Source organism: Streptomyces sp. NPDC046900 (genome assembly GCF_040644975.1).
Classification (GTDB): domain Bacteria; phylum Actinomycetota; class Actinomycetes; order Streptomycetales; family Streptomycetaceae; genus Streptomyces.
The window spans coordinates 130,167-155,425 of record NZ_JBEYXD010000003.1; the positions used below are offsets into that span (position 1 = coordinate 130,167).

Genomic DNA, 25,259 nt, shown 5'->3' on the forward strand with positions numbered 1-25,259 from the left:
CGCCTGGAACAGTCTTGTTCCACTTGTGCATCCCCTCTTCACAACTGCCACAGAGGCCGTGCGAAGATGCGAACGCCCGGTAGGGGTACCGGCATAGAGGGGAACATCATTGAAATCAAGAAGATTGAGCCGTAAGCGGAGCCGCGCGACCATCATCACGGCGGCGGCCGCCTCGGTGGTCGCCGGAGTGGCCCTGCTGCCCAACTGGAGCGCGGGTGCGGCGGTGACCGACGACCCGACGGTGGACCCGGCGACCAAGGCCACCTTCCAGCGACTGGCCGACGCGGTCTTCACCGACCGCACGCAGGCCCTGGTGGACGGGCGCGGCACCGAGGGCAAGCAGCGCACGTCCGGATTCTCCGGCAAGGTACGTCTGTCCGGCACGCAGTCACGCGCGGAGAGCTCGGCACTTGACCAGCTGAGCGGCCGCAAGTCCCGCCTGGCGCAGCTGGGCGAGAAGTACAGCGGGGCCAGCACCAGCGTCACGCTGGACGCCACGCAGGTGAAGGGCCGGCGCGCCACGGTCGACGTCACCGAGACCACGACCCTGACGTACGAGAAGGTCAAGGGCACCGAGCCGAAGACCACCGGCTTCCAGGCCCACCACGAGCTGACGTTCAAGGCGGACCGGCACGGCGACTGGCAGCTGAGCGGTATACGTGACACCGACCACGGCTACCTCGCGGTGAACCAGGTGGCCAAGCCGGCCGTCGCCGCGCCGGCCACCGCCGCCGACGACGGGCCGCCCTCGGCGACCCGTTCCGCCACCACGCGGTCCGCGCCGGCCAAGCCGAAGAACTTCTCGGCCACCGGCTACGACTACAAGGCCATGGCGGCGTACGCGCAGAAGTACTGGAACGACTACAACCCGGCCTACCCGGACTTCAACGGGCAGGGCGCCGGCGGCGACTGCACCAACTTCGTCAGCCAGTCCCTGAAGGCCGGCGGCTGGAAGCACGTCCCCGGCTACACGTACGACTGGCACAAGTGGTTCGGCACCGCCGACATCCAGTCGGACTCGTTCGTCGGCGTGAACGAGTTCTCGTGGTTCGCCCTGTCCTCCAAGCGGGTCACCAGCCTCGCCAACGTCTACCAGATGGACGTCGGTGACGTGCTGCAGATGGACTTCAACAAGGACGGGTCGAAGGACCACTCGATGATCGTCACCTACCGCAGCCCGCAGGGCGTGCCGTACGTGACGTACCACTCCACCAACACCTACAACAGGTCGGTGGCGAGCATCATCGCGTCGTACCCGAACGCGGCGTACTACGCCTACCGCACCTGAGCGGGCCGCTTCCGGAGCGGGAGCCGGGCCTCAGTGACCGGCTCCCCGCTCCTCCCGGATCTGCGAGACCACCCGGGCCACCGTCTGGCGCACCGCCTCCGTCTCGGTCAGGAAGTGCCAGTAGTCCGGGTGACGGCCCTCGAGCGTGGCGACGGCCCGGTCCAGCCGGGCCACGGAATCGTCGAGCGGACGGGCGTGCCGCGGATCGGGATTCGTCCGCCCCGTCATGGCCAGCCGCTGCGCGTCACGGATCGCGAACCGCGTCCGCTCGATCTCCTGCTGCGGATCCTTCTGCACGGCGTTGAGCCGCCGCAGCCGGTCACCGGCCGCGGACACCGCCTCGTCCGTCGTGTTCAGCAGCGACCGCACGGTCGACAGCAGCGAGGTCGCGTCCGGCCAGCGCTGGTCGTCGCGCGCGGTCTGCGCCTCCCTCAGCTTCAGCTCGGCCTGCCGTACGGTCTCGCCGGCCTGATCCGGCACATGCTGCAGGTCCTGCCAGCACGCCGCGGTGAACCGCCGCCGCAGCTCGCTCAGCACGGGCTGCACCTGCCCGGCCCGGGTGGTGAGCGCCTGCGCCCGGGTCCGCAGCGAGACGAGCCGGTGATCGATCTCGGCGGCCTGCTCGGGCAGCCGCTCGGCCTGCGTCCGTACGGCCTCGGCCTCCCTGGCCACACGCTCGGCGCGCTCCAGGGTCTGCGCCGCACCATGCCGGCCGGCGCCCTGGTTGAGTTTGGTCAGCTCGGGGGCGAGGGCGGCCAGCCGGGCGGCCAGGTCGTCGGCCTTGAGCCCCGAGGCCCGGACGCCGTCCAGGGCGTTGCTCGCGGCGAGCAGGGCCTGGCGCGCACGCTCCACGGCCGGGGCGAGCCGGGCGAGCTGGGTCTCGGCCTTGCCGAGCAACGGCCCGAGACTGTCGCCGAAACGATCCAGCTCCTGCTTGACACGGGTCAGTTCGTCCTTGGCCGTGGTGAGTTCGGCACGGGCGTGAGAGGCCGCCGAGGCCTCGAGATCGACCCGGTCGAGGTCATGCGCGTCGACGGCCTGGATGTACTGGTGACTGGCCTCGTCGATACGCCGCCCGAGCGCCTCGAAGTCGGAGAGGGCACGACGGGCGGCGGGGGAGTCGTCCACGGCGGCGATGGTCTCGATCGAGATCCGCAGATCGCGCTGGGCGGTGTCGAGCTCGTAGAAGGCGGCCGCGGCGGCGTCCTTGGCGGCCTGCGCCTGGGCCCGCTGCCCCTCGGACCGCCCTCCGAACCAGCGCCGCGTCCCGCCCCCGGCGAACGCCCCGGGCAGAACGAGCGCGGCGCCGAGCGCGGCGACGAGGGGCAGGCTGAGCAGCGCCAGGACGTCACGGGCCGGAGTGGGGCGACGGGACGCCGCGCTCCGTGCGGCGCCCTGGGCCGCGCGCGGATCAATGCTGCCGGACGCACCGGCGGTCTCCCGTGCGGCGTGCAGATCGTGGTGCCCGGTGTCCGACGGACGCGGCGCGCGCATGAGACCGGGCCGACAGCTCGGTGATCGATGGCGCGCGCATGGCGCGAACGGCGTGCACGGCTGTGGTGGTGTCGCCGTCACATCCCTCTCCCGTGCTGTCATCCGCCCTGCCCGGTGTCATTCTCCCACCGGTTGAGGACGAACACACGGGGCGTTCGGTTCACTGTGCGCAGTGGCCGGATCTCGTCCCTCCCGGCCCCTGCGGACTACCCCGCCGTCCGTACGGTGACCGACCCGTCCTCCGTCCGCGCGTCGATCACATGGGAGCTGGCCGAATCCCTGGGGACCGACACATGAACCGAGCCGTCCTGCGCGCGGGTGCTGACACGGTACGTGTCGTGCGGCAGCGCGATCGTGACCGAGCCGTCCGCGCTGCTCGACTCGACGCGATCGGGCACGGCGCCCAGTTCGAGGTCGACGGAGCCGTCCTGCGTCGTGGCGTGCACGCGTCGCGAGCGCACGCCCCTCGCCCGTACCGACCCGTCCGCGCTGTCCAGCGTGAGCGGCCCTGAGGCGTCGGTGACCAGCACCGAACCGTCCTGGGTACGGATGCTCAGCGCGTCCTTGAAACCCTGCGCCCGCACGCTCCCGTCGCCCTCCTCGACCTTGACGGCCACCCCGCGCGGCACCTCGATCCGGTGCCGGGCGGAACAGTCCGCGACCAGCCCGGAGCACTTCAGCCGCAGAACGAGCCGGTCGTCCTTCATGGCCCAGGTCACCCGGGGGTCCCCGCCGACCACGACCGTCCCCTTGAACCACCGGGTGACCTCGACCTGGTGCACATCGGCCGGGACGATCTCCAGCGCCGAGTCGTCGGAGTCGACGGTGAGCGTACGGCCGTGCAGTGCGAAGGCACGGTGATCCGGGTGCGGATCGTCCCCGGCATCGCTCCCGCACCCGGCGACCGTCGCGACGACCACGGCGGCGACACCGCCGAGAGCGATCACGCGAGTACACCGACCCGGTCCGGTACGCCGCGTCGTACGAGCCATGAGTTTCCCCCCTGAAATCTTGAATCCTGGACTCGGCCCGGAGGGCCCCGAGCGCCCTTCGACCGTACGCAGGGCGGGCACCCGGGAGGATCCGGCACTCTCCCGGATCAGGGGTGGGGCTAACCCCCGGTACGGGGGTGCCAGGGACCGTCGAGGGCCGCCGCCCGCCCGCATCCCGCATATACGCGTTTGCCGGGCATCCCCCCGGGCAAGGTAGGCTGTCGACTCGTCCTGGGCGCGTAGCTCAGCGGTAGAGCGCCGCCCTTACAAGGCGGATGTCGGCGGTTCGAAACCGTCCGCGCCCACTGGTCTCAGGACACGATGAAGGCCCAGGTCAGCGGGGGATACCCGGAGACCTGGGCCTTGATTTTTCTTGGCTGTTCGGAGCCGTCGTGCCGCTTACGTGCCAGATGGACCGCGCAGGGGGCCGCTTCACCCCCTTGATCTGCCCGTCGACGTAGTCGGCGATCCGGTGATCGCGGCCATTGACGAGGTGCTGACAGACCAGCGCGGCTCGCACCGACGAGTGGCCCATGCGGTGCGTCAGCTCGCGCGTGGTCGCACCACCGGTCGCGGCCAGAGTGTTGCCGGTGTGCCGGAGATCGTGGAAGCGCACGCCGCCGAGGCCGGTCGCGGCGAGGGCACGGAGCCGGATCCGCCGGAAGTTGTTCCGGCGCAGGACACCGCCGAGCGTGCCGAGAAAGACGTTCGGTGGGTCAGGCCGCCGAGCGGTGCCATGATCAATCCTTACAGTCGTTCGTACAGTGGCGCGCTCCACCTTGACGCCCTGAACCACACCCGCTCCACGGTGTGTGGGTCGACGGCGGGCCGGATGGGAGTTGGGGAGAGTGGTGGGTGCAGGACGCAAGCGGGTCCATGCCGCACTCAGGGGCTCGGTTCGCGGGCGTACTGACTCGGGAGTGCGCATGGACCCGCGCTTGAGAAGACTTGGCGACGGCCTGATGACCTGCATCGCCCTGGCTTGGTTCGGCTACCAGGCCCTATATGGCGAGGGGGTGCTGCGGATCTTTTCCGCCCTCATGTCGGTGGTAGTCGTGGTGACGACTGCAGGCGCCATCCTCGACTACATCCGCCCTCGGCCGAAGCGGCGCCGATCCAGTGAGCGGGACGGGAATTGAAACGCCCCTGCCGCCGCTGGCCCTGCAGGCCGAGTTGTGCGTCTCGACACATGGAAGGACAACGAGGGGCTGCACCGGTACTACAAGGGCGCCGGGTTCACGCTGGTTCGGGATAGTTGACCTTCCGCACCGCAGGTCAGGGGCTCTGTTCCAGAGAGCGACCGGGGCCTGAGCTTGTCCCAGTTATGACCCCCGGCTGCTGCGCCTGTAACGGCGGTGCAGTGCACGCAACTGGGACAGTTGCTTCTCGAAGTCGCCCACGTCGGCTGCGCCGACCCATGGCACCGGCAGCGAGACCGAGGAGCCGTCGCGCAGTGTGGCCGCGGCACGCAGGTTCGGAGTACTGATCCGGGAGTCGGCAGAATCTACCCGCAGGTCCTCGAAGCGGACGATCTCGTCCCACTCCAGCCGCCGCCACCGCAGCACCGTGCGGAAACGCAGCCCGTCCGGGCCCGCCTCCACCCGTCGCCTGAGCAGCCCGACGCCCAAGGCAGCCGCCGAACCCACGCATGCGGAAAGGATCCCCCAATCCTGGGCGTCCGGAGCACCGAGGCGTGCCGCAACCCCCGCCGCGACCGCGAAGAGCGCGGCCAGCGCGGTCCACCAGCGTGCGGACTTCGCTCCCCACCGCAACGACAACTCAGCAGCATCGGACACTCGTGTGATCTTGCCACCCGCCACGAACATCCGGTAGGTCACGGTTTCCAGGACCTGGCGTGACATCAGTAGCTGACATCAACAGAGGTGTATTACTGCGCACAGTGGCACACCGACGACTCGGCAGACCAGCAAGGGGTCTTCACAGGAAGTCGGTTCGTGATGATGTCGCACCCGCCTACGGATCAGAAGGCTGCCCGTTCGTGCCGCCCAGTCGGCCAGCACCGGTCGTGGTCTCACTTCTGGTCTCATTCATGCACGTACCGCCCCGTCCGGATGAGTACCACGGCAAGTCGCGTTCCAGGGCGACGGCCGCACATGCACACAGGTGAACGCCTCCATACGGCCGCCCGACTGGAACCAGCACACTTGGAAAGCGTGCACCTGGCGCCGGCGTACGAGTCACGTCGATGCCCAGCCCCCTGTCAGACCTGCGCTGTACGGTCCGCTCCATGGCTGAGAGACCTACGACGATATGGCGCGAGGGCATAGCGGAGGAAGCTGAAGAGCTCGCCGCCGGCACCCTGGATCCTGAGTGCGCATGCATGGCGGGGCTGTTCCCCGAAGATCTGCTCACGGCGACCGACGCCGTCCTCGACACCTTCGAGACAGAGCTTCGCTGCCTGGCTGAGGCAGACGACGCGCAGATCTTCGGCGTCGTGGAACGCGTTGTCCTGGCACTGAACGCGGTGAACGAAGCCCACAACGGGAGCGCCTACGAAACCGACGAGCGCGAGCTACTGTGCGACTACATCGACCGATCACTTACCGAGCACGGCGTCGACATTGTCGCTCTGACCGCCCGACATGGACTCGGCCGGTACCAGATCACGGATAAGTGGCGGAAGTGGTAAGGCTGCTCACTGACGCCGCTCGCCGAGCACCCCTTCCTGACACAGGATCGCTGCTGCACCACAACCGCACCAGATCGAGCGGGGAACAGCGGGGAGTCACGGTGAAGGCAGGCGCCGCCGACGAAGCCGCAGCCCAACCGCTCGCCCGGGTCAGCGCCCAAGCCGGCCGCAAAGGATCACGGCTTCCCAAGCTGAGCACCTCAATGACCACCCAGCCGGGAGTTCGCATCTAGGGGCGCAGTCGTGCCACAGCCGTGCCACATTCTACGGTCAATCACGGTCAACGACGGTCCGTTGCAGTCGAGATGCACCGTTGACCTGGGCGGCAGCCAGAGCCCGTGCGACCTGGGCGCCAGGGCCAGCCCACACCCCCGCCCTGACAAGGGGGATGCCGGCGGTTCGAAACCGTCCGCGCCCACCAGGAAACAGACCCCCAGCCGATCATGGCCGGGGGTCTTTGACATCCAGGTCTGACATCAGCGCCGCTCAACTCGCGCTGTAGGCGCCTCGTGAGGAGCCGGTCCATGTGGCTACGCCGCAGCTCCCTCCAGAACCTGGACTCGATGCTGATCGGCTACCGAGCCGCACTGGGCCCGCGTCCGCGACGAGACCACTGGTACTCGCGTTCTGGTTCAGACAAGCTGCGGCGCATGGACTGGATGCCTTTGCTCTCTACACTGGCTGGTGCCGTCATCGGCATCTCGGCCACTCTGATCGCGGATCGCAATCGGTGGCAGCGGGAGGAGGCCAGGCACGCGCTGGAGGTACGGCGCGAGGTGTACACCGAGTTCGTTTCCGCCCTTAAAGCCGCAGGTGAGGAGATCCGCGCTGTCGCCTTGGGCGATCACATGTCCGACTCGGCGCGTGATGCCGCCGTGCGGGAAGCCTTCCGCGGCACTGGTATCTACACAGCAAGTGAGCGCCTGTGGCTCGTGGGCCCGCCTCAGGTCGTGGCGGCCGGGAATGAGGCCTTTCACGGTTGGCGCACGCTACGTGACGCCTACGCCCAAGGGGTGACTGTCGGATCCGCCGAGGAAGCCCCCTTGATAGCGCAGCGGCGCACGGCCATGGCTCAGATGCGTCGTGTCATGCGTGAGGATCTAGGCATCGGGCCCCTCGGAATTGAGTGATCGACACCAGCCCCCGGACAACGGGGCCATCAAGACGCCACGACGCTGTGATCACACAAAGCCGCTACGCCGACCGCGTGGTTACACTGCCGCCGTCGCTCCCCGTTGGCTGTCGGGGACGAGCTTGTCGGCTCACTGCGATGGGGATTCCAGGACGAGGCGGATCTCCGTTATCTCATAGCCCGCGCGGTCGAAGGCGGCGGCCATCGGAGCGTTGACGGTGTCCGTCGTGGCGGTAATGCGGTCGGCGCCCTCGCTCGCGTGGAACCTGGTGATCTCGGCGAGGATTTCGTCGATCAGGCCCTGTCCGCGCTGCTCCGGGACGACACCCAGGTAGCCGACGTTTCGGTGGTAGGGGGTCGCGGAGGGGATGGCCAGGCCCGCCAGAGTGCCGTCCGGCAGTTCGGCAAGGCGCCACCAGGAGCGCTCACCAGGACAGTTGAGGTAGAACTCGATGTCCGCGCGGGCCAATTGCTCGGGGCCCATCGAGCGGAGCTCGTTCTGTGTGTGCAGATCCAGGCTCCCGGCCGACAGCCGGATGAACGCGTCGAGGAACTCCTCGCCCGTACCCTCCCGGAAGATCAGCTTCCCCGCAGGCGCAGGGACCGCGGCAGCCGGTGTCCACTCGTACCGCAGACGCTCAATCTCGCTGCTCAGTCCGGACCTGTACGCCGCCTCCCTACGCCAGGCCACCGCATCGACCAACGCCGGGCTGCTCCGCCAGTCGCGGGGCAGCGAGCTTGTTGTAAGCAGGAAGAGCCCCGAAGGCGGCATGGGCAGCGGCAAGCAGCCCGGAGGCGATGGCGACCGGGTCGGCGACGCTGGAGTGCACCTGGAGGCAATCGAGCGCGATCGGTCGCGCGCTGTCCGCACGGCCCCACCACAGAGCGCGAGCCAGGATCTTCCCAGTCTCGTCCTCAGCGAACCAGATCCACTCGGGGCGGAACTGGTTGCTCGCGAGCTCCTCTCGGATCCTTTCCGCGCTCAAGGCGGGGACGGGACCATCGGCCGGGTAGGCGGCGGCGCGGTTGAGATCTGCGGGGTCCGCTGTCGCAGCGCGAAAGAGCATCTGGCCATATTCACACCGTGGGGCCAACTGGACCACGTCATTTTCGACTTGAGCGACGGATCAAAAGGTGCCCAGTAGACCTTGGTGACCGTCGTGCCCGTAGTTCGGCATCGAGGGGCTCATCCTGCCTGCTGCGGGCCCGTTCTGAGGGGACGCAGCGGGGAGCCACGGGGGACGACGGGCCCTGCTGCGCTCTGTCCCGGTCTGGCCCAGGTGGGAGTCTCGGCAGGTCGGCCAGTGGCCGCATACGCCGTCTTCCAAACCAGTACTCCAAGCCCCAGGCAGCGGCGCTTGACCGGGGCATTGAAACTCCAGCCCAAAGCCGTTCCGCCGACCTTCGTTGGTCAAGCCACGGTGACACCGTGGCGGCGGCGGTCTGATCTCACATTCCGGACCGCGGAAGACGCCAAACCTTTCAGTAGTGTGAAGGTCCAGCGGCCGAAGGCAAGATCGACTACCTGTGCGATGAAGAGGCGTACCGTCCGCACGAATGCCTGACAGGGGGAGGGAAGTATGAAGATCGGAGAACTGGCTGCGAAGACCGGTGTCGCGCCGCGGCTGCTTCGTTACTACGAAGAGGTCGGCATCCTGACGCCGTTCCGGAGCCCTAACGGATACCGCACGTACGGCGAGCCGGCCATCGACCGTGTACTGCAGATCCGCGAACTTCTCGAAGCCGGTTTGACGACGGAGATGATCCGCGAGGTCCTGCCCTGTCTCGAGTCCGCCGACGGCGATGCGCACGCCCGGGAGTGCCCGGACGCAAAAGACCTGGACGGCCTGCGACGTCAACTCAGCAGCATCAAACGGCGCATCGACGTGCTGCAACGCAACCAGCGCGCGATCGAGGCATACCTGCGCCTCCAGGAGGACGGCGCGGCCCCCACGCCTACGACCGCGGATGGAGTCCTGGACCTGGTTGCGGAGTAACAGCGGCGAGACGCACGCGGCCGAGCGCTCTCCTGCCGGAAGGCGCTGTCGGTGAGGCGCAGGTCTGACGCTGCCGGTGAGACGGAGGCGGGCTGGAGGGCGCCGCAACGGACCGATTCCCCAGTGGCGGGGCTCCGGTGCCGTCGACCGTCGTCCTGGCACCGGAGCCCCGCGCGTTATGGGTGCTGCTTCCGAATCAGATGCTGAATCCGCCATCGACGGTCAACCGTGCGCCTGTGATGTACGCAGCGTTCTCACTGGCGAGGAAGACGACCGCCTTGGCGATGTCCTCGGTGGTGCCCATGCGCCCCAGAGGTGTCATGGCCACCTGCGGGGCAGCGTTCGGCCCGTCCGCGGGGTTCATGTCCGTGTCGGTCGCCCCGGGCTGTATGACATTGACGGTGATGCCGCGCGGGCCGAAGTCGCGCGCCCACCCGCGGCCGAGCTGGTCGATCGCTGCCTTGCTTGCGTATTCGGCAACGGCAGGGACGGGAATGCGGTGGGCGACATTGCTTCCCATCAGGATGACACGCCCGCCGTCGGGCAGATAGCGCGATGCGGAATGCGTGGTGACGACGGTCCCCATCACATTGGTGGCCATCATCTGCTGGACCCCTTCGAGAAGGTCCAGGTCCAACTGGTCGACGGTGCCCATGACGGCGATTCCGGCAGAGTTCACCAGCACATCGATCTGGCCGCCCAGGAACTCGGCAGCCTGTTCGACAGCGGTCGACGCCTCGTGGGGAACGGACTGATCCGCCTGTATGGCAAGCGCCTTCGCCCCAAGAGCGGTCAGGTCGGCTACAACCTCTTCCGCCCGCTCGCGCGACTTTCGGTAGGTGATGACAACGTGTGCACCCTCGCGCGCCAGTTCACGAGCGATCGCCGCACCGATACCCCGCGACCCTCCGGTCACGAGTGCAGTCCGTCCTGTCAGAGCCTTGGACATGGCAATGTCTCCTTGCGCCGTTCAGCTGGCTTTCAGCTGGCTTTCAGCTGCTGAACCGAAGCTAAAGGTTGACATTAGTGTGAACGTCAAGCCCGGATGCCGTGACGTCCGCGCTCACGCTTGCGCTCATGAGGCGCGCATCCGCGCTGAGGCAGCGCGGTCGCGCGACAACGAGGCTTTTCCAACCTGACGGGCAGATGGGCCTGTTCAGTGGTTTCGGTCCGAACGCTGCACGGCGACGGTCTTGACCTCTTCCTGGCCGAGCCGGCGGAAGACTTCCGCGGATGACTGCCCGGATCTTCGCGTGGGACCGGTTGACGGCTAAAGACGAGCTCGGTGCGGCCGGCACGGGAGTACTCGGCGAGGTGATGGGCCAGCTGCTCGACGAACGAGGCAGGGCGTCTGGACTGGCTCGATCGTCTTCGGACTTCTCTGGACTGGCGGCGGCAGCGCGTCAGCGGCTGCCGCCAAACCAGTGGCGCCCCGCCGACGAGCCTCATAGCTTGTGCGCTCGTGACTGATGATCCGAAGGCGCGCCCGAATCGACATGAGCTCGGCCGGGTGTTCAACGAGGTGCCGGAGATCTACGACCGGGTCCGGCCGGGATACCCCGACGAGCTGTTCGCGGACCTTGTCGCCGTCACCGGCATGGACGAAAGGTCGTCGGTGCTGGAGGTGGGCTGCGGTACCGGTCAGGCGACGTGCTCGCTGGCAGCGCTCGGATGCTCAGTGACCGCCATCGAGCCGGGCGCGGACATGGCCGTACTGGCTCGCCAACGGATCGCCACCTTTCGCAACGTCGAAGTCGAGACGTCGACGTTTGAGGAGTGGGACGACCGCGGTCGACGCTTCGACGTCCTCGTGGCTGCGTCGTCGTGGCACTGGGTCGACCCGTCGATCGGCTGGCAGCGAGCGCACGGCGTGCTCCATCCCGGAGGCTGGATGGCACTGCTCGGCAACGTCGTTGTCCGCCGGCCGGGAGAGCCTGAGGTGTACGCCGAGACCGCCGACCTCCACGAGCGGTTCTGCCCCGGGAACCCCGGCTGGGGCCATCCGCCACTGGAGGACGACGTGCGGACCACCGACGAGGGTTGGGGACTGGTCGACGACCCTGGAAGATTGTTCGGCCCGACGATCGTGCGCTGGTACCCGACCGTTCAGTGGTTCGACGGGGACGGCTTCGCCGATCTCCTTCGCTCGACGTCGCTGTACCGGAAGATCGACCGCGCCGTCCGTGAGCCCCTGCTCGACGCCATCGCCCAGCGCATCCGCACGCGGATGGGCGACCGAGCGCCCCGCCGTTATCTGAGCGTCCTCCGTGTCGGACAGCGCGCCGAATGAGTCCAGGCGGCCGAGCCGAAGGACTGATCACCTCACGCTCAGTAGGCGTCGTATGCGGCCGAAGCCTGGGGCCTCCGCGCGGTGGAGGTTTCTCTACCCCACCAGAGGCATTCGCTCAGGCGGTACTGGATGCAGGGTGCCTCTGACGTGCGGACTCAGGCCGGCAGGGTCGGCTGATGTACGCCGAATTACTTGTGACTGAGCGCCGTCCCGAACGCCACCACCACAGTTGGAAAGCGTGCGCCGTCGAGCGCACGGCATGCCCGGCAGGGCGCGTTGTCAGAGGCTGGTGGGATCGTGCGCGCATGGACACACTCTTTGAGCTCCCCGAACCGGAGACGTCCGAACAGGCCGTCATCGCCCACTACCGCCTGAGTGACGACGAGTACGGCTCACGCGCTGAGCGCGAGGCGATATTCGACGCTGAGCGGGCCATGGCGGTCGCCGTCAAGAAGGCGGGAGTCGGCGAGGTCGACGGCAACGAGTTCGGTGGTGGCGAAGCCGTGGTGTACGCCTACGGCGCGGACGCGGAAGCGCTCTTCACGGTCATGGAGCCGACTCTGCGCAGTCTGCCGTTCAGGCCCGCGCACGTCGTGTTGCGGCAGGGGAGCCGGGAGACAGAGTCCCGCGTGGATCTGTGATGCGGATGGTCGGCTGTTCGGACCGCGGACGCCTTCACGTGGAAGTCCCAGGTGCGGACCAAAAGAGGTCGCGCGGACAGGTGCGCACCGAGCACCCATGTTGCGGTGCACGAATGGATCTGGGGTTCACGTGGAGGGTTGCCGATCCACTGTGGAGATCTCCATGAACCTGTATCACCGTGGACCGATGAGTTTGCCGCAGGTGGTTCGTCTGACCTGGTGACGATCGACGACCGTACGAGCGGCATGGAGTTGATGACCTTGACGGATGACGCCTCTCTGCAACCTGCTGTAGCCGCCGAGTTCGCGGCCCTCGCCGACTTGCTCGGCTTCGCCTCCGATGCGCAGTGGGACACCCCATCTCTGTGCGAGGGGTGGCGGGTTCGCGAAGTCATCGCGCACATGACCATGGCGGCGCGGTACTCCGAGGAGGAGTTCATGGCCGAGTTGCGACGCTGCGACTTTGACTTCAGCCGCTTGTCGAACCAGATCGCCCGCCGGGACGCCGAACTACCGACTGGCAAGCTCGTCGCCAACCTGCGCGACGAGGTGATGCAGCACTGGACGCCGCCGGGTGGCGGGTACCACGGCGCGCTCAATCATGTGGTGATCCACGGACTCGACGTGACCGTACCGCTCGGGGTGCCGCGCCGCTCACCCGACGAGACGATCCGGGTCGTTCTCAACGACCTCACCGAGGGCGGCGTGCACACACACTTCGGCATCAACATTCAGGGACACAGCTTCCAGGCCACCGACCTTGACTGGTCGTACGGATCGGGCCCGGCGCTGCACGGCGCCGCCGAAGACCTGGCACTCAGGCTCTGCGGTCGGCCAATTCCGGATGGACGGCTGAAGGGCACACCGCTTTAAGAGGGCCGCGCGAATAGGCGGGTGGTCACGGACGGGGTTCGGGCACTCGTCCCAGCGATGTGTCCATGCCTGGCGGATCAGGCCACGCACAGTGATGACGGTGTCGGCGAGGTCGAAGAAGGTGTAGATGACGGTAGCCCGGCGCTCTTAGCAGTGGGCAGGGCGGTGGGAGGCGTGTCCGGCCCACCCTTTGCGATGACTGGAACCGTGATCGGACTCCGCGTGCCCGGGGGAGCGAGGCCATGGTGGCTGGTGACCCAGCCGACCTCGGTCACTGGTTCCCGTGAATCCACGTCCGGGCGAGTTCCGCGACCCAGGTGGCTGCCGCGTCGGGAGTCGGCGGGGGTGCGCCGACGACCACGAGTTCTGCGATGCCTGCTGCGGCGAGTGACGGCAGGTGCTCCGGTGTGCCGTCGCTCAACGCGACGGCAACCATGAGTTCGTCGAAGGCGCGACCTTGGCGGGCGCACTCGTCGGAGAGGACGGCCACGCGGGAGCGGACCTCGGTCGCCGGGACGTTGAAGCCGTACCAGCCGTCGGCGAGCGCGACCGCGCGGCGCAGGGCGGCGTCGCTGTTGCCGCCGATCATGACCGGGAGCCGGCCGCCGCGCAGGGGCTTCGGGTTGACCCGGATCGCGTCGAAGCGCGTGAACTCCCCCGCGAAGGAGGCCGGGTCCTCGGCCCAGAGCGTGCGCATCGCGGCGAGGTACTCCTCGGCCCGCCGCCCGCGCCCGGCGTAGGGGACTCCTAGCGCTGCGAACTCCTCGGCCGACCAGCCGACCCCGACACCAAGGCTGAACCGCCCGGCTGAGAGCACGTCGAGTGTGGCGGCCTGTTTGGCGACCACGATCGGATTGTGCTCAGGCAACAGGAGTACGCCGGTGGCGAGTTCGATCCGGCTCGTGACCGCCGCCGCGAAGCTCAGGGCGAGCAGCGGGTCCAGCCAGTCCGCGTCCGCGGGCACGGCGATCCGGCCGTCCACGGAGTAGGGGTAACGGGATACGGGCGCATCCACGAGCACCACGTGCTCGCCGCACCAGAGCCTTGCGAAGCCGTGCGTCTCCGCGGCTGTGGCCACCGCTCGGATGACTTCCGGGCGGGCACCGTCACCGATGCCGAGCGCGTGCAACCCCACTCGCATCCGCTACCTCCTGGCGTGACCCTAAGCGCGAAGCGCGGACGCGTGCGGGTGGCGTGGCACGGCTCGAGTGGAGGCGGTGCGGCATGTCATCCGGACGGGCGAGGCCACCGACGAGATCGGCGCGCCCAGGATCGCCGCGCCGGGAGAGATGCGCCGGTTCAAGGTGCCCGTGCCGCATGGGTGCCCGATCGTGCGGGGAACCCCGGGGAACCATGGTGGGACCCGGTGTGGGTTGTGCTGTGAGGCGGAGCCGCCCATGGCGCAGTACTGCACGACCGAGCGCCGGGACCCTCCCCTGGCCGTCCGAGGCGGATCAGCGTCTATAGGCTCGGCGCTATCGGCCGTCGGTAGGACCAGCAAGCAAGGTGAGGACTTGAGCGGGCACAGCACCACGCGGGACCGATGGCTCAAGCGGAAGGCCGATGCGATAAACCGATGGACTGTGCGGTTGGGTACCCTCGGCGCCTACGCCGTGGCCATCCACCGCGTGCACCAGCACGCCTACGTGCACGCCGCAGTGTGGTTCGCCGTCGGCCTTGGCGGCACCTGGGGGGTCGTCGATGACGCACGAGAGGCGAGGGCGAGGCACAAGGCCGAGCAAGCACGACAGCAGCAACTGCGCAAACTTGCAGCGTTGTTCCGTGAGATCGCGGCACGGGAGAACCGATCCCGACCGACGTGCGACCCGTCTTGATGTCCTCGACGGCTTCGGAGCATCTGACATCCAGGCCGGCTCCTCATGCTCCAGGACAACACGTTCCCGTTGGAGTACCGGGACGACGGGCCGGGAGCGGTGCCAGGATCACGGTCGGCGAATGCCGGGAGAGGAAAGGTGGCGCCCAGGTGCGCGTGGGGCCCTCGATCTTGCGTGCGCACTCGCAGAGGTGGATGATCTGCGCGCCGGTTGATCACTTGGTCGGCACCGCGTTCTCGCCATGGGATGTCAGTCCGGCATGGACATATTTCTGATCTTGGCCACAGTCCTCTGCTTCGCCCCGGGCCTGGTTGTCGTGACAACGGCCCGGCTCCCAGTGGGGAGAGTGTCGATCGCACGGCCGCGTCTGTGGGGCTACGGCGCGTTGGCCCTCGGTCTCTTCCTCTTCACGCAGCTCTTCATCACTGGGCCCCGAAGTGACAGCCTGCTGTTCTACGGAGGCATGCCGTTCGGCCTCCTCGGCTTGTACCTGGTCGTGGTCGCCCAGCGTCCAAGTCGGCGTTCCTGAGGTAGGGGAAGCAGCTCCCTGTCCAGGCCACCGTCAAGCGACCCACTGACGTCCGACATCAGCGGCTGACACCAAGAGCGGCGGACGAAGGATGTCCCCTGATCCGCCGTGGGGGCGTGCAGCCGAGGGAGGAACGGCAGCCGGGCTCAGCGCCAGGACTATTGTCGCGGACATGGTCGGACATGATGCCCTCAGTGCCACCCGTGATGCCTACGACGCTGCTGCCTCCTTGTATGCGCAGCGGTTCCGCGACGAGCTGCGTGGCAGGCCCCTTGACCGCGCAGTCTTGAGTGCCTTCGCCGAGGTCGTCAGTGCGAGTGGCGGCGGTCAGGTGGCGGACCTGGGATGTGGACCTGGCCATATCACCGCTCGCCTGGGCGAGTTGGGGCTGGCGGCTTTCGGCGTGGATGCCTCTCCTGCGATGATCAAGTTGGCTCGACAGGCCTACCCGGACCTGCGGTTCGACGTGGGCTCGATGGCCGCGTTGAACATCGCCGACGGAATGCTGAAAGGCGTCCTTTCCCGTTGGTCCATCATCCACACTCCACCGCAAGAACTCCCCTCCATTTTGGCGGAGTTCCATCGCGTGCTGGCACCTGGCGGCCATCTTCTGGTCGGCTTCTGGGCCGGCGATGACCCGTCTCACCCGCCACAGGTCTTCGACCACGCGGTTGCGCCGGCCTATCGGTGGTCGCCTGATCACCTCGCCGCGATGCTGCGCACGTCCGGATTGGCCGAGATAGCCCGGATGGTTCGTAATCCACAGCCCACCGACCGTCGGCAGTTCCAGGAGATTCACCTGCTCGCACGCAAAGTCGAGGCCATGTCCACAAACCAATAGGGGCCGCCATCCCCTTGATGATGAGCTTGCAGTTCCTCGGAGGCCGGGCCGGCGGGACATCGGGCCAGAGCGTTCAGATGGCTCTCATTTTCGCGTCGCACACTCTCGGCATAGGACGAGGGAGCCGGTCAGCGCACGGTGCAGCCGGCGTGCGTGCGCCGTCTGGGCAGTCTGCCCAGGGCCGGTGGGCGGCCATGGTGCAAACGCGCCTGCCTCGGAGTGGCAAGGGGCGCGCAGTGAACACTCGAGGGAACGACTGACATGAAGAGCCCGCTCTGGCGTCTGACCTTGCGGCTGCGACTGGGACTGTCCGCTGCCGTGGCCGTGGCCGTAGCGGTGAGTGCCGTCGCAGTAGCGTCATGGCTCGTCACCCGTCAGCAGCTGACAGCTCAACTGGACTCGAACTTGGAGAGCGTGCAGGCATCGCCCGGGTATGTCCAGGATCTGCTGAGTCTGTGCGGTACGGAATTGCCGGACACGGGTCAACGCAGCGAAACGCCCACGCCCTATGTGGTGCAGGTCATCACCGCGGACGGGACGGTATGTGTCGCTCCTGGCAACAAGAAGATTGCCGTCGACGAGAGCGATCTCGCCGTCGCGCGGGGCATGCTCAGGTCGGCGGTGCATGACGCCACGTCGGAGGACGGGCAGAGGATGCGCGTTTCGACGACACATCCCGATATGCCCCCGCGGTTCTCGGGGGACTACGCGGTATCCATCGCGCAATCCCTCAATGTCGTGGACAAGCCCCTGAACAGTCTCGCCCTCTTCCTGCTCGGCTTCGCAGGACTCGGCGTCATCGGCGCGGCCACGGCCGGGATAGGAATCAGCCGTGCCGGCCTGCGGCCGGTGGGACATCTCACGGATGCCGCGGAGCACATCGCACACACGCAAGACCTGACAGTTCGGATACCTGCCGACGGCAATGACGAGATCGCCAGGCTTTCCAAGAGCTTCAACGACATGACCGAGGCTCTCGCGACGTCGCGAGACCGCCAACAGCAACTCATCGCCGATGCCGGACACGAGTTGCGCACCCCACTCACATCGCTCCGCGCGAACATCCAACTCTTGATCAGGAGCCACAGGTCAGGCCGGAATCTTCCCGAAAAGGCCATGAACGACCTGCTTCACTCCGTGGAGTCCCAGGTGGGAGAACTCGCGGCCCTCATAGCCGACTTGCAGGAGCTCTCCCGGCCGGACACCACGCCGGACGAGACATCCCTGCACGTCGTCGCCCTGCACGAAGTGGCAAGACGTGCCATGGAGCGTGTGAAGCTGCGGGGCAGTGAACTCGAGTTCACCAGTGACCTGGATGAGTGGTACGTGTTGTCCGAACCCACCGCTCTGGAAAGAGCGGTGGTGAACCTGCTCGACAATGCCGTCAAGTTTTCGCCCGCCGGAGGCACCGTGAGTCTTCGGCTCAGCGACGGCCGGCTGACGGTGCGCGACCAAGGTCCGGGCATTCCCGCCGACGAGTTGCCGCATGTGTTCGACCGGTTCTGGCGCTCGCCGACAGCGCGCAGCCTGCCGGGAAGCGGTCTGGGCCTCGCCATCGTGGCCAAGGTTGTTCAGCAGGCCGGTGGCACAGTGACGCTGCAGCCCGCCGATGCTCAGGGGACCGAGGCGGTCATACGCATCCCCGGTACGCGCAACCCACCGTCATCCATGGAGCCCGGGCGCGCGAGCTCCGAGGCAGCGGCGTAGTAGGGGAGCACAACACCTTCCACCGCACGGTCCGCGCCCGCGTTGCACACGTGCGCGCACGGATCAAGGGGGTGGACGATCCCTGGGACGCGGTTCTCCTCGGCCTCGGCTGGCCGGCCGAGGCGGACGACCGGCCTGCGGAATCTCAGGCTGCCGCGTGGCGACGGGGGCGGTGGCGGGAGGCGATGGTGGCGGTGAGGGCCTCGACGGCGTCGACGGTTGCGGCGCTCAGGGCGACGGCGTGGCTGGTCACAGCTCTGTCGGAACCGTAGGACAGCTCGGTCGGCAGGCCGGACCGGGCGGTGAAGGAGTCGAACACCGACCGCAGTGCTCCCGGGGCCACGGGCTCGCCTCCGGCGGCGGCACGGGCCAGAGCGGAGAGGTGTTCGTGCATCGGATCGGCCAGTTCGGTCAGCGCCGGCACGGTGTCGTGCGGAGTTCGCGGCAGGCGTTCGTGCAGCAGGGTGACGCACCCGGCGACCATGGACACCTGGGTGCCGATCTGCTCCAGCTGCGCGGTCGACCAGGGACTGTGACGCTGGGCCGGTTCGGTGTGCGACTCCTTCACCGCGGTCTCCGGGTGCTCCCTGACCTGCCGTGATCGCGCCCGCAGCTCGTCGACGGCCGCCGGATCGGTCGCTCCGACGTCGGCATAGCCGGTCAGCAACTCGGGGAGCAGCCGGTCCTGCACCCGCAGCCACTCCGCGAGCAGGCCCGGCTCGCCGACAACGTCAGCACACCGGGTGTGCGCTTCCTACGGGTCACGGATCATTACGAACCGATCGCGCTGAGAATGGCTTGGCGTGAAAAGGGCGCCATGGCGACGGTGCTGCGGCTGGCCGAGCGGGTGCTGCCGACCCCGACGGCCGGATGACCAGGGGTGGAAGATCCTTGGGACGCGACCGAGGCCCAGATCAGCGGGGTGGTACCCGGAGACCTGGGCCTCGGTCATTGGTGGTGGCTGCTCGGGGCCGTCGTGCCGCCTACGCGCCGGACGGGCCGTGCGCGGGCCGATGGCAGAGGGCGAGCGCAAGTGCCTGCCGGCTGAGGTGGGTCACGCGCGTTCGCGCGAGCGGGACGCCGGCGGGATGCTCTGCTCGTACTGGAAGACGTTGTACGGGTCGTACTTGGCCTTGATCTCGCGCAGCCGGTCGAAGTTGGATCCCCAGTAGGCGGTTTCCCAATCCTGCTGCGCGATGTTCGGCACGTTGACGTAGGCGCCGTTCACGTAGGGCCGCAGCGCCTGGCTGAACTCGGCGACCCAGGCCTGGGCCTGCGGGGTGAGCGGGTCGGAGACGCCTGGCTGGTCGCTGCGCTTCCCCCAGCCGGCGCCGGGCTCGGAGTAGAAGAGCGCGTTGCGATGCGGGAAAGCGGTGCCGCCCCGGGGGCTCCTCCTGACCGCCCCGCCGAAGGCCTGGGTGAAGAAATTGCTGTCGTCCGTAGGGGCGTTCTGCATGAATGAGGCGATCACGTCGATTGCCGTCATCGGGAACGGTCTGGTGGTGAACTGGGAGAAGAACTTCCAGTTCGCGGGTTCGGCCGCGGTCGGAATCTGGAATTTCGCATACACCACACCCCAGTTGTCGACCTCAACCGAGACCTGGGGGCTGCCGACCGACAGGATCGGGGCCAGCAACTGCCGCGTCTCTGCCTCCGATCCCTCGGCGAGAACTGCGAACAGCAGGATCTGGTTCTTGTGGATCTCAAGCTGGGTGCCGAGCCGGTTGTCCGCGACCGGTGCCGTACGCTGCCATGCGTCGAAGACCCCTCGCAGGTCGTCCTGCAGAACCTCGGATCCGGACCACGTCGCTTGCAGATAAGTGACGCTCTTCAGCGGAGCCACTCTGTAGGTGAGTGACGTGACGATCCCGAAATTGCCGTTTCCCGCCCCGCGGAGCGCCCAGAGCAGGTCCGAGTGGTTTTCCAGATCCACCCTGATCGCCTTGGCGCACTCCGTACCCGACGCGACGACGATCTCGGCCCCCACAAGGGTGTCGCAGGCCATGCCGAGCCAGCGTGTGAGGAAGCCGAATCCGCCGCCGAGCGTCGCACCGGACAGGCCTACGCTGCCCTCCGTTCCCGTCGTCACCGCGAGGTCCTGCTTCGCGAGTGTGGTCACCGCTTCCAACTGGTTGAGCCCAGCGCCGACTGTCGCGATACGAGAGCGGGTGTCGATGTGGACCGACTTCAACTCGCTGATGTCGATCACGAGGCCGTTGTCCACGTTCGACCAGCCCTCAAGGGCGTGGCGGCCGCTCCGCACCCGCACCGCCACGTCGTTCTGCCGCGCCCACGTCAGGGCGTTGACCACGTCCTGGGTGTTCTGGGCGAAGACGATGACCAGCGGATAGTGGGAGAAGAGCTGGTCCCAGCCGAGGCGCGCGTCCGTGTATCCGGCGTCTTCGGAGTGGACGATGCGGCCGGTCAGCTGCGCCCGCGGGCACTTCCCGTTCTCGTGCCCGTGGCTCGCGGCGCTCGCGTACGGGGCCTCCACGGCCGTAACGCCCGGGACGGCGACCGCGCCGGCTCCGGCCACCGCCGTCGCCTTGAACAGGCCGCGACGCGAAAAGTCGTGCATGGTCCGTATCCTCTCGACCGGGATACGCCAGTAATTGGCTAAAAAATCTCGTCCGTCGACTGGCGTGTTCAATCCCTTGTGAAAAACACCTGGGGCCCGCACGGTAACCGGAGTGATCGTTAAGGTGTTGCCTGACACGCCTATCAGGCACGATGACGACATGTTGCACGCTTTCGGGACGGGTGTGAATTCACAAATACGGGCCTGCAACGACTGTGGTCGAGAAGCGTGCGCGGAGGGTAATTTCCCTCACTCGGCCCCGTTTTTGGAAAAACTCCGGAAGTGTTTCCGTCCTTTTAATGCTAATCCGTCGTCTTGGCGCCCATGGCCGACTGCAAGCAGGAGCCGAGGTGCACGGGCCAGAACAAGGGGTTGTCCAGAGGGGCGCTGCCCGCGACCAGAGGGCCGTCTTCGTAACCCGGGATGTGCGGCATGTGCGGGGCCCGCCTATTCGCGTTCAGGGCGTGGTTCGACACCGGACGGGAGGCCGTGGATCCCTGGGGCGTCGACGGTGTCGTCCGGGATGTCCAGGGGGCAGATGCTCCAGTTCTGGGCTATGCGCATGACATCGGCTTCTCGCGGCATGGCAGCGTTCCATTCGTCCCATTGCGGTTCCTGCCAGTCCTGCCATCCGTCCTCGAGCCAGCGCTGTCCGACACCGAGTTCCCTCTCGACATCGGTGGGTTCGCCGATGTGCAGCGGAACGTCGCCGTGCATACCGATGTAGCAGTAGGCGCGGGTCAGCTCGCCGGATTCCACCTTGGCCCAGGCGTGGTATTCGCCGATGCGGTCGGTGGCGAAGTACTGGACGTCCCCAAGTTGCGTACCCAGCGTCCGGAGCCAGGTGGGAAAGCGTGGATCGGTGGCGTCGATCCCGGCAGGCAAGTGGATCCGACCGTGGGCGATCGTCCAGTCGGGGACGGGCCTGGCCACGAAGACTCCCTGCCGGGAGGCAGCGCCGGTGCCCTCTGTCCAGTCCACGGTCCGCCGGTGTCGCAGCCCGAGAGCGTCGGCGACCTCCTCCGGTGTGGCGTCCCGCACAGCGAGCCATGACGTCTTGTAGCCGATGCCCATGATCCCTCCCACCCGGGGTGACTCAGGGATCATCGCAGGTGGTACTGACACGCTGGACGGTCTCCGGTCCGGTAGAGCCAGGACCGTGTGCTCTTGCCGGCTGGTTCTGAAGGGGAGTTCCGGCTCGGCTCGGATGAGTCGAGGGGGAGGCCTCCACGAGCTGTGACGCTCCTGTTGCCGGAACTGTGGGCTCCGTCACGGTCGACGTGTTCTCGGGTTGGTTGGCTCACCCGATGGCGTATCTGCTCCTGTTGCTCATCCCGGCCGGGCTGGTCGTTCCCTTCGCCTTCGCCGGGTACGGCTTCGGCACCCTGGGCAGGGTCGGCCTCCGCCACGCCGACCGCCAGGTGTGGTTGCGGAGTCTCGCCGCGTTCCTGGGCGCCGGCGCGGCCGCCTTGTACGCGTGGGGCCTGCTCGGTGTCGGCGGCGCGGTCTTGGACGCGGAGGACGGCGGCACCGATTCGGCGCCGTTGCGGCCCTGCCGGACGCCGGGCCAGTGGGAGCGAGCGCTGCATGTCGTCGACTACACCGTGGACTACGTGCCCCTCCGGTTCGTCTGCGTGACGAAGGACGGCGGAAGCTACGCCGCCGAAGCCGTTCCGGGCTACGTCAACCCGGGCGTGGTGGGCTTCGCGCTGGCCGGCGTCGTGTGCGCCGGCACCGCGGCCTTCGCATCGCAGCGGCGCGGCGCAGTGGAGCCCGGTTGAACCGGTCCCTCCACGGATTCGCCGACCGGCGGCTCACGGCCGGGCGCGGCTGATCGTCAGGTCCGATCGCGCCGCCCTGTGCAGCTTGTCGAGCTCCTGGACCACCCCGCACAGCCGGTCGCCGGACCTGTCGAACGTTCGTCCGTGTCCGTCCAGGACACCGCCCGACCGCACCTCCGTGACCGCCCGGACCTCAAGCAGGCGGCCGGGGGCTTCGGTCTTCCTTCGTTCCGTCAACTCCTTGTCAGTACTTGCCTCGTGACGACTCACCGGGCGGCGCCTCGTGCGCGTGCTTCAGGCGCATCCGTGTGTCCACCGTGCTCTCCACCGCCACCTCCGCCCAGAAGCGGTGGCAGGAGACGAAGACCGCCAGTTCGCGCTCGCGCTGACGGAGCTTCTCCACCTCGGCCTGTTCGTCCTCGGTCCAGCCCGGGGAGGCGGGGCGCTCCACCTTGCGCCAGCCGGTGTCGTCACTGAATGCGTCGAGCGGCTCCACCGACCAGGGAAGCCGCTTCAGCAGGGCCAGAAGCTCGGCCCGGACCTGATGCAGCTCCTCCTGACCAGCGAGGAGGTCACTCGGAAAGTCATAGGTCGCAGCCACGCCGCAATGCTACGCCTGTTCGATTTTGCGATGCGAGCCGCTTCTTCCGGTTCACTCGAACGGTTGACCGGCTCGGAGATCTTCAGGGCGAGTTGCCCAGGTCCGCCTGCCCGGGTGGGATTGGACAGGTGAAACTGGACAGTTTTACCTGAAGGAATTAGCGTGTCGGGCATGGACCAGAAGCCCGAAGGCGTCTCCGAATCCGCCGCCCGGGCGGCTCGTGACCTGCGCGTCGTGTTCAGCCGGCTGCGGCGCCGTATCAGAGAGGTCGCCGGGGACGAGGAGCTCACGCCCTCCCAGGTGTCCGCGCTCACCCTGATCAGCAAAGGCGGCGCCGCCACCGCCAGCACCCTGGCGTCCGCCGAGGGTGTGCGTCCGCAGTCGATGGCCGCCACGCTCGCCGTCCTCGAACAGCTCGGACTGATCCGGCGCAGTCCCGATCCTGACGACGGCCGCCGCCAGTTGGTCACCCTCACCGAGGCCGGACGCGAGCGCGTCGAAGGCGACCAGCAGGCCCGCGAGGAATGGCTCACCCGTGCCCTGCAGGACCGCTACACGGAGGAGGAGCGCCAGACCGTGCTGGCAGCGCTCGCGCTGATGGAACAGCTGACCCGCCAGTGATACCGAAACCGGCCGGCGCGCCGGCCGGGACCCGGCGCCCCACCCCGGCCGGCCGCTTCGACCGCCGGCTCATCGCCCCGATGATCCTGGGGTCGGTCCTCAACCCGATCAACTCCGCGATGATCGCCGTGGCGCTCGTCCCGATCGGCATCGCCTTCGGGGCACCGCCCGCCGAGACCGCCTGGCTCGTGTCGGCGCTCTACCTCGCCACTGCCGTGGGGCAGCCCGTCATCGGGCGGCTGGTCGACATGTACGGGCCGCGCCGCCTCTATCTGACCGGTACGGCCCTGGTGGGCGCCGCCGGCCTGATGGGTGCGCTCGCGCCGTCCCTCGGTCTGCTGATCGCCGCGCGCGTGCTGCTCGGCCTCGGCACCTCGGCCGCGTATCCGGCGTCCATGCAGCTGACCCGGAACGAGGCCGAGCGCACCGGGCGGGACAGCCCGGCCCTGGTGCTGACCGCGCTCTCCGTCGCCAACCAGGCCGTCGCCGTCGTCGGACCGGCGCTCGGCGGATTCCTGATCGGCGTGGGCGGCTGGCGTGTGATCTTCACGGTCAACGTGCCGCTGTCCGCGGCCTGTCTGGTCCTCGGGACGCTGTGGCTGCCCCGGTCGAAGGTCGTCCAGGACCGGCGCACCGTCGACCTGCCGGGCATGGTGCTCTTCACCGCCATGCTCCTGTCCCTCATGTTCTTCCTGATGAGCCCGCACCTGACGCACTGGTGGATGCCACTGCTCGCCGTCGTGGCCGCAACGGGCTTCGCCCTGCGGGAGTTGCGGACGCCCAGGCCGTTCATCGACCTGCGGGTGCTCGGCGGCAATGTCCCGCTGCTCGCCACGTATCTGCGCCAGTTCCTCGGCTACACCACCGCGTACGCGTTCCTGTACGGGTTCACCCAGTGGCTGGAGGAGGGGCGCGGGCTGGGCCCGTCCGCCGCCGGTCTGGTGCTGCTGCCGCTGTCGGCGAGCGCCCTGGCCGTCTCCGGTATCACCGGGCGCCGTGAGGCGGTGCGCGGCAAGCTGCTCGTCGGCGGCGTGGTCCAGGTCGTGGGCTGCGCCGGGCTGCTCATGCTGAACTCCGGCAGCCCGGTGTGGCTGCTGCTCGCCGTCGGCGTCGTCATGGGTGTCCCGCAAGGCCTGATCGGACTCGCCACCCAGAACGCCCTCTACCGGCAGTCCGCTCCCGAGCGCATCGCCTCCGCCGCCGGACTGCTGCGCACCTTCATGTACCTCGGCGCACTGGGCGCGTCCGCCGCCAACGCGGCCTTCTTCGCCCACGGCGCCGACTCGACGGGGCTGCACCACCTGGCCCTGTTCATGGCAGCGGGATCCGTCCTGCTGGTGCTGGTCACGCTGCCGGACCGTTCCCTGTCCACCTCCCCTTCGCGCACACCCACGTCAGGAAAGGCCTGA

The 25,259-nt window shown here is 68.0% G+C and carries 25 protein-coding genes, 1 tRNA gene and 2 pseudogenes; 15 read left to right on the forward strand and 13 right to left on the reverse strand.

The features are described from left to right. Positions 1-175: 175 nt before the first annotated feature. Complete coding sequence (locus ABZ904_RS04665; protein WP_361821301.1) at positions 176-1,288, forward strand: amidase domain-containing protein; 1,113 nt, start codon at positions 176-178, stop codon at positions 1,286-1,288. A 30-nt stretch (positions 1,289-1,318) separates the two neighbouring features. Here the strand turns inward: ABZ904_RS04665 and ABZ904_RS04670 are convergent, their stop codons facing one another. Together ABZ904_RS04670 and ABZ904_RS04675 are read right to left on the reverse strand one after the other, a co-directional pair. Next, entirely contained in the window at positions 1,319-2,782 is a 1,464-nt protein-coding gene (locus ABZ904_RS04670) for a hypothetical protein (RefSeq protein WP_361821109.1), read from the reverse strand. A gap of 206 nt (positions 2,783-2,988) precedes the next feature. Beyond that, positions 2,989-3,774, reverse strand: a complete 786-nt coding sequence (locus ABZ904_RS04675; RefSeq protein ID WP_361821111.1) for a DUF4097 family beta strand repeat-containing protein — start codon at positions 3,772-3,774, stop codon at positions 2,989-2,991. Positions 3,775-4,007: 233 nt separating this feature from the next. Here ABZ904_RS04675 and ABZ904_RS04680 point away from each other — a divergent pair. Then, positions 4,008-4,079, forward strand: a tRNA-Val gene (locus ABZ904_RS04680). Between the two features lie 29 nt (positions 4,080-4,108). On the opposite strand, the gene ABZ904_RS04685 is transcribed toward ABZ904_RS04680, so the two are convergent. After that, the gene (locus ABZ904_RS04685; RefSeq protein ID WP_361821113.1) at positions 4,109-4,570 is read right to left on the reverse strand and encodes a hypothetical protein; all 462 of its coding nucleotides are present in this window, start codon (positions 4,568-4,570) and stop codon (positions 4,109-4,111) included. Positions 4,571-4,700: 130 nt separating this feature from the next. Between ABZ904_RS04685 and ABZ904_RS04690 the strand changes: the two genes are divergently transcribed. After that, complete coding sequence (locus tag ABZ904_RS04690) at positions 4,701-4,913, forward strand: hypothetical protein (RefSeq protein WP_359393164.1); 213 nt, start codon at positions 4,701-4,703, stop codon at positions 4,911-4,913. Positions 4,914-5,096: 183 nt separating this feature from the next. On the opposite strand, the gene ABZ904_RS04695 is transcribed toward ABZ904_RS04690, so the two are convergent. Next, complete coding sequence (locus ABZ904_RS04695; protein WP_359393166.1) at positions 5,097-5,636, reverse strand: PH domain-containing protein; 540 nt, start codon at positions 5,634-5,636, stop codon at positions 5,097-5,099. 386 nt (positions 5,637-6,022) lie between these two features. Between ABZ904_RS04695 and ABZ904_RS04700 the strand changes: the two genes are divergently transcribed. Both ABZ904_RS04700 and ABZ904_RS04705 read left to right on the forward strand, forming a co-directional pair. Further along, entirely contained in the window at positions 6,023-6,424 is a 402-nt protein-coding gene (locus ABZ904_RS04700) for a hypothetical protein (RefSeq protein ID WP_361821116.1), read from the forward strand. A 563-nt stretch (positions 6,425-6,987) separates the two neighbouring features. Next, positions 6,988-7,554 carry a hypothetical protein gene (locus ABZ904_RS04705; RefSeq protein WP_361821119.1) on the forward strand — a complete coding sequence of 189 codons (567 nt, stop codon included), beginning with the start codon at positions 6,988-6,990 and terminating at the stop codon, positions 7,552-7,554. A gap of 132 nt (positions 7,555-7,686) precedes the next feature. On the opposite strand, the pseudogene ABZ904_RS04710 reads toward ABZ904_RS04705, so the two are convergent. Continuing rightward, positions 7,687-8,623 (reverse strand): annotated as a pseudogene (locus tag ABZ904_RS04710) (GNAT family N-acetyltransferase). 513 nt (positions 8,624-9,136) lie between these two features. On the opposite strand from ABZ904_RS04710, the gene ABZ904_RS04715 reads away from it, so the two are divergent. Continuing rightward, positions 9,137-9,553: a MerR family transcriptional regulator gene (locus ABZ904_RS04715; RefSeq protein ID WP_359393174.1), complete on the forward strand. Its 417-nt coding sequence runs from the start codon at positions 9,137-9,139 to the stop codon at positions 9,551-9,553. A gap of 196 nt (positions 9,554-9,749) precedes the next feature. Here ABZ904_RS04715 and ABZ904_RS04720 read toward each other — a convergent pair whose 3' ends face one another. After that, positions 9,750-10,502 (reverse strand): SDR family oxidoreductase, encoded by a 753-nt coding sequence (locus ABZ904_RS04720; RefSeq protein WP_361821122.1) that lies wholly within the window; start codon positions 10,500-10,502, stop codon positions 9,750-9,752. 513 nt (positions 10,503-11,015) lie between these two features. On the opposite strand from ABZ904_RS04720, the gene ABZ904_RS04725 reads away from it, so the two are divergent. From ABZ904_RS04725 to ABZ904_RS04735, 3 genes are all read left to right on the forward strand, one after another. After that, a complete protein-coding gene (locus ABZ904_RS04725) occupies positions 11,016-11,843 on the forward strand; it encodes a class I SAM-dependent methyltransferase (RefSeq protein ID WP_360988723.1) in 828 nt (275 codons plus the stop codon). Between the two features lie 305 nt (positions 11,844-12,148). Further along, positions 12,149-12,484, forward strand: a complete 336-nt coding sequence (locus ABZ904_RS04730; RefSeq protein ID WP_359393181.1) for a hypothetical protein — start codon at positions 12,149-12,151, stop codon at positions 12,482-12,484. Positions 12,485-12,589: 105 nt separating this feature from the next. Continuing rightward, positions 12,590-13,357, forward strand: coding sequence for a maleylpyruvate isomerase family mycothiol-dependent enzyme (locus tag ABZ904_RS04735; protein WP_360988726.1), 768 nt, complete (start codon positions 12,590-12,592; stop codon positions 13,355-13,357). A 39-nt stretch (positions 13,358-13,396) separates the two neighbouring features. On the opposite strand, the pseudogene ABZ904_RS04740 reads toward ABZ904_RS04735, so the two are convergent. Both ABZ904_RS04740 and ABZ904_RS04745 read right to left on the reverse strand, forming a co-directional pair. Next, positions 13,397-13,534 (reverse strand): annotated as a pseudogene (locus ABZ904_RS04740) (IS5/IS1182 family transposase); the annotation flags it as partial. A gap of 94 nt (positions 13,535-13,628) precedes the next feature. Then, entirely contained in the window at positions 13,629-14,498 is an 870-nt protein-coding gene (locus ABZ904_RS04745) for an LLM class F420-dependent oxidoreductase (protein WP_359393185.1), read from the reverse strand. A 1,040-nt stretch (positions 14,499-15,538) separates the two neighbouring features. On the opposite strand from ABZ904_RS04745, the gene ABZ904_RS04750 reads away from it, so the two are divergent. From ABZ904_RS04750 to ABZ904_RS04760, 3 genes are all read left to right on the forward strand, one after another. Continuing rightward, a complete protein-coding gene (locus ABZ904_RS04750; protein ID WP_359393187.1) occupies positions 15,539-15,721 on the forward strand; it encodes a hypothetical protein in 183 nt (60 codons plus the stop codon). 172 nt (positions 15,722-15,893) lie between these two features. Continuing rightward, complete coding sequence (locus ABZ904_RS04755) at positions 15,894-16,562, forward strand: class I SAM-dependent methyltransferase (protein WP_361821127.1); 669 nt, start codon at positions 15,894-15,896, stop codon at positions 16,560-16,562. A gap of 261 nt (positions 16,563-16,823) precedes the next feature. Continuing rightward, on the forward strand, positions 16,824-18,269 hold the full coding sequence (locus ABZ904_RS04760) for a HAMP domain-containing sensor histidine kinase (protein WP_361821131.1): 1,446 nt from the start codon (positions 16,824-16,826) through the stop codon (positions 18,267-18,269). A gap of 145 nt (positions 18,270-18,414) precedes the next feature. On the opposite strand, the gene ABZ904_RS04765 is transcribed toward ABZ904_RS04760, so the two are convergent. The 3 genes from ABZ904_RS04765 to ABZ904_RS04775 form a co-directional block, all read right to left on the reverse strand. Continuing rightward, complete coding sequence (locus ABZ904_RS04765) at positions 18,415-18,960, reverse strand: hypothetical protein (RefSeq protein ID WP_361821133.1); 546 nt, start codon at positions 18,958-18,960, stop codon at positions 18,415-18,417. A gap of 363 nt (positions 18,961-19,323) precedes the next feature. Beyond that, positions 19,324-20,847, reverse strand: coding sequence for an FAD-binding oxidoreductase (locus ABZ904_RS04770; RefSeq protein WP_359393195.1), 1,524 nt, complete (start codon positions 20,845-20,847; stop codon positions 19,324-19,326). A gap of 447 nt (positions 20,848-21,294) precedes the next feature. Beyond that, on the reverse strand, positions 21,295-21,921 hold the full coding sequence (locus tag ABZ904_RS04775) for a hypothetical protein (RefSeq protein WP_361821136.1): 627 nt from the start codon (positions 21,919-21,921) through the stop codon (positions 21,295-21,297). Between the two features lie 233 nt (positions 21,922-22,154). On the opposite strand from ABZ904_RS04775, the gene ABZ904_RS04780 reads away from it, so the two are divergent. Next, positions 22,155-22,628, forward strand: coding sequence for a hypothetical protein (locus ABZ904_RS04780; protein ID WP_359393201.1), 474 nt, complete (start codon positions 22,155-22,157; stop codon positions 22,626-22,628). A gap of 33 nt (positions 22,629-22,661) precedes the next feature. Here ABZ904_RS04780 and ABZ904_RS04785 read toward each other — a convergent pair whose 3' ends face one another. Both ABZ904_RS04785 and ABZ904_RS04790 read right to left on the reverse strand, forming a co-directional pair. Further along, entirely contained in the window at positions 22,662-22,865 is a 204-nt protein-coding gene (locus ABZ904_RS04785) for a hypothetical protein (protein ID WP_360988746.1), read from the reverse strand. A gap of 7 nt (positions 22,866-22,872) precedes the next feature. Continuing rightward, positions 22,873-23,229: a hypothetical protein gene (locus tag ABZ904_RS04790; protein ID WP_359393205.1), complete on the reverse strand. Its 357-nt coding sequence runs from the start codon at positions 23,227-23,229 to the stop codon at positions 22,873-22,875. A gap of 171 nt (positions 23,230-23,400) precedes the next feature. Between ABZ904_RS04790 and ABZ904_RS04795 the strand changes: the two genes are divergently transcribed. After that, a complete protein-coding gene (locus ABZ904_RS04795; protein ID WP_359393207.1) occupies positions 23,401-23,850 on the forward strand; it encodes a MarR family transcriptional regulator in 450 nt (149 codons plus the stop codon). Next, positions 23,847-25,259: an MFS transporter gene (locus tag ABZ904_RS04800; protein ID WP_359393209.1), complete on the forward strand. Its 1,413-nt coding sequence runs from the start codon at positions 23,847-23,849 to the stop codon at positions 25,257-25,259. The genes ABZ904_RS04795 and ABZ904_RS04800 overlap by 4 nt, the downstream gene beginning before the upstream one ends.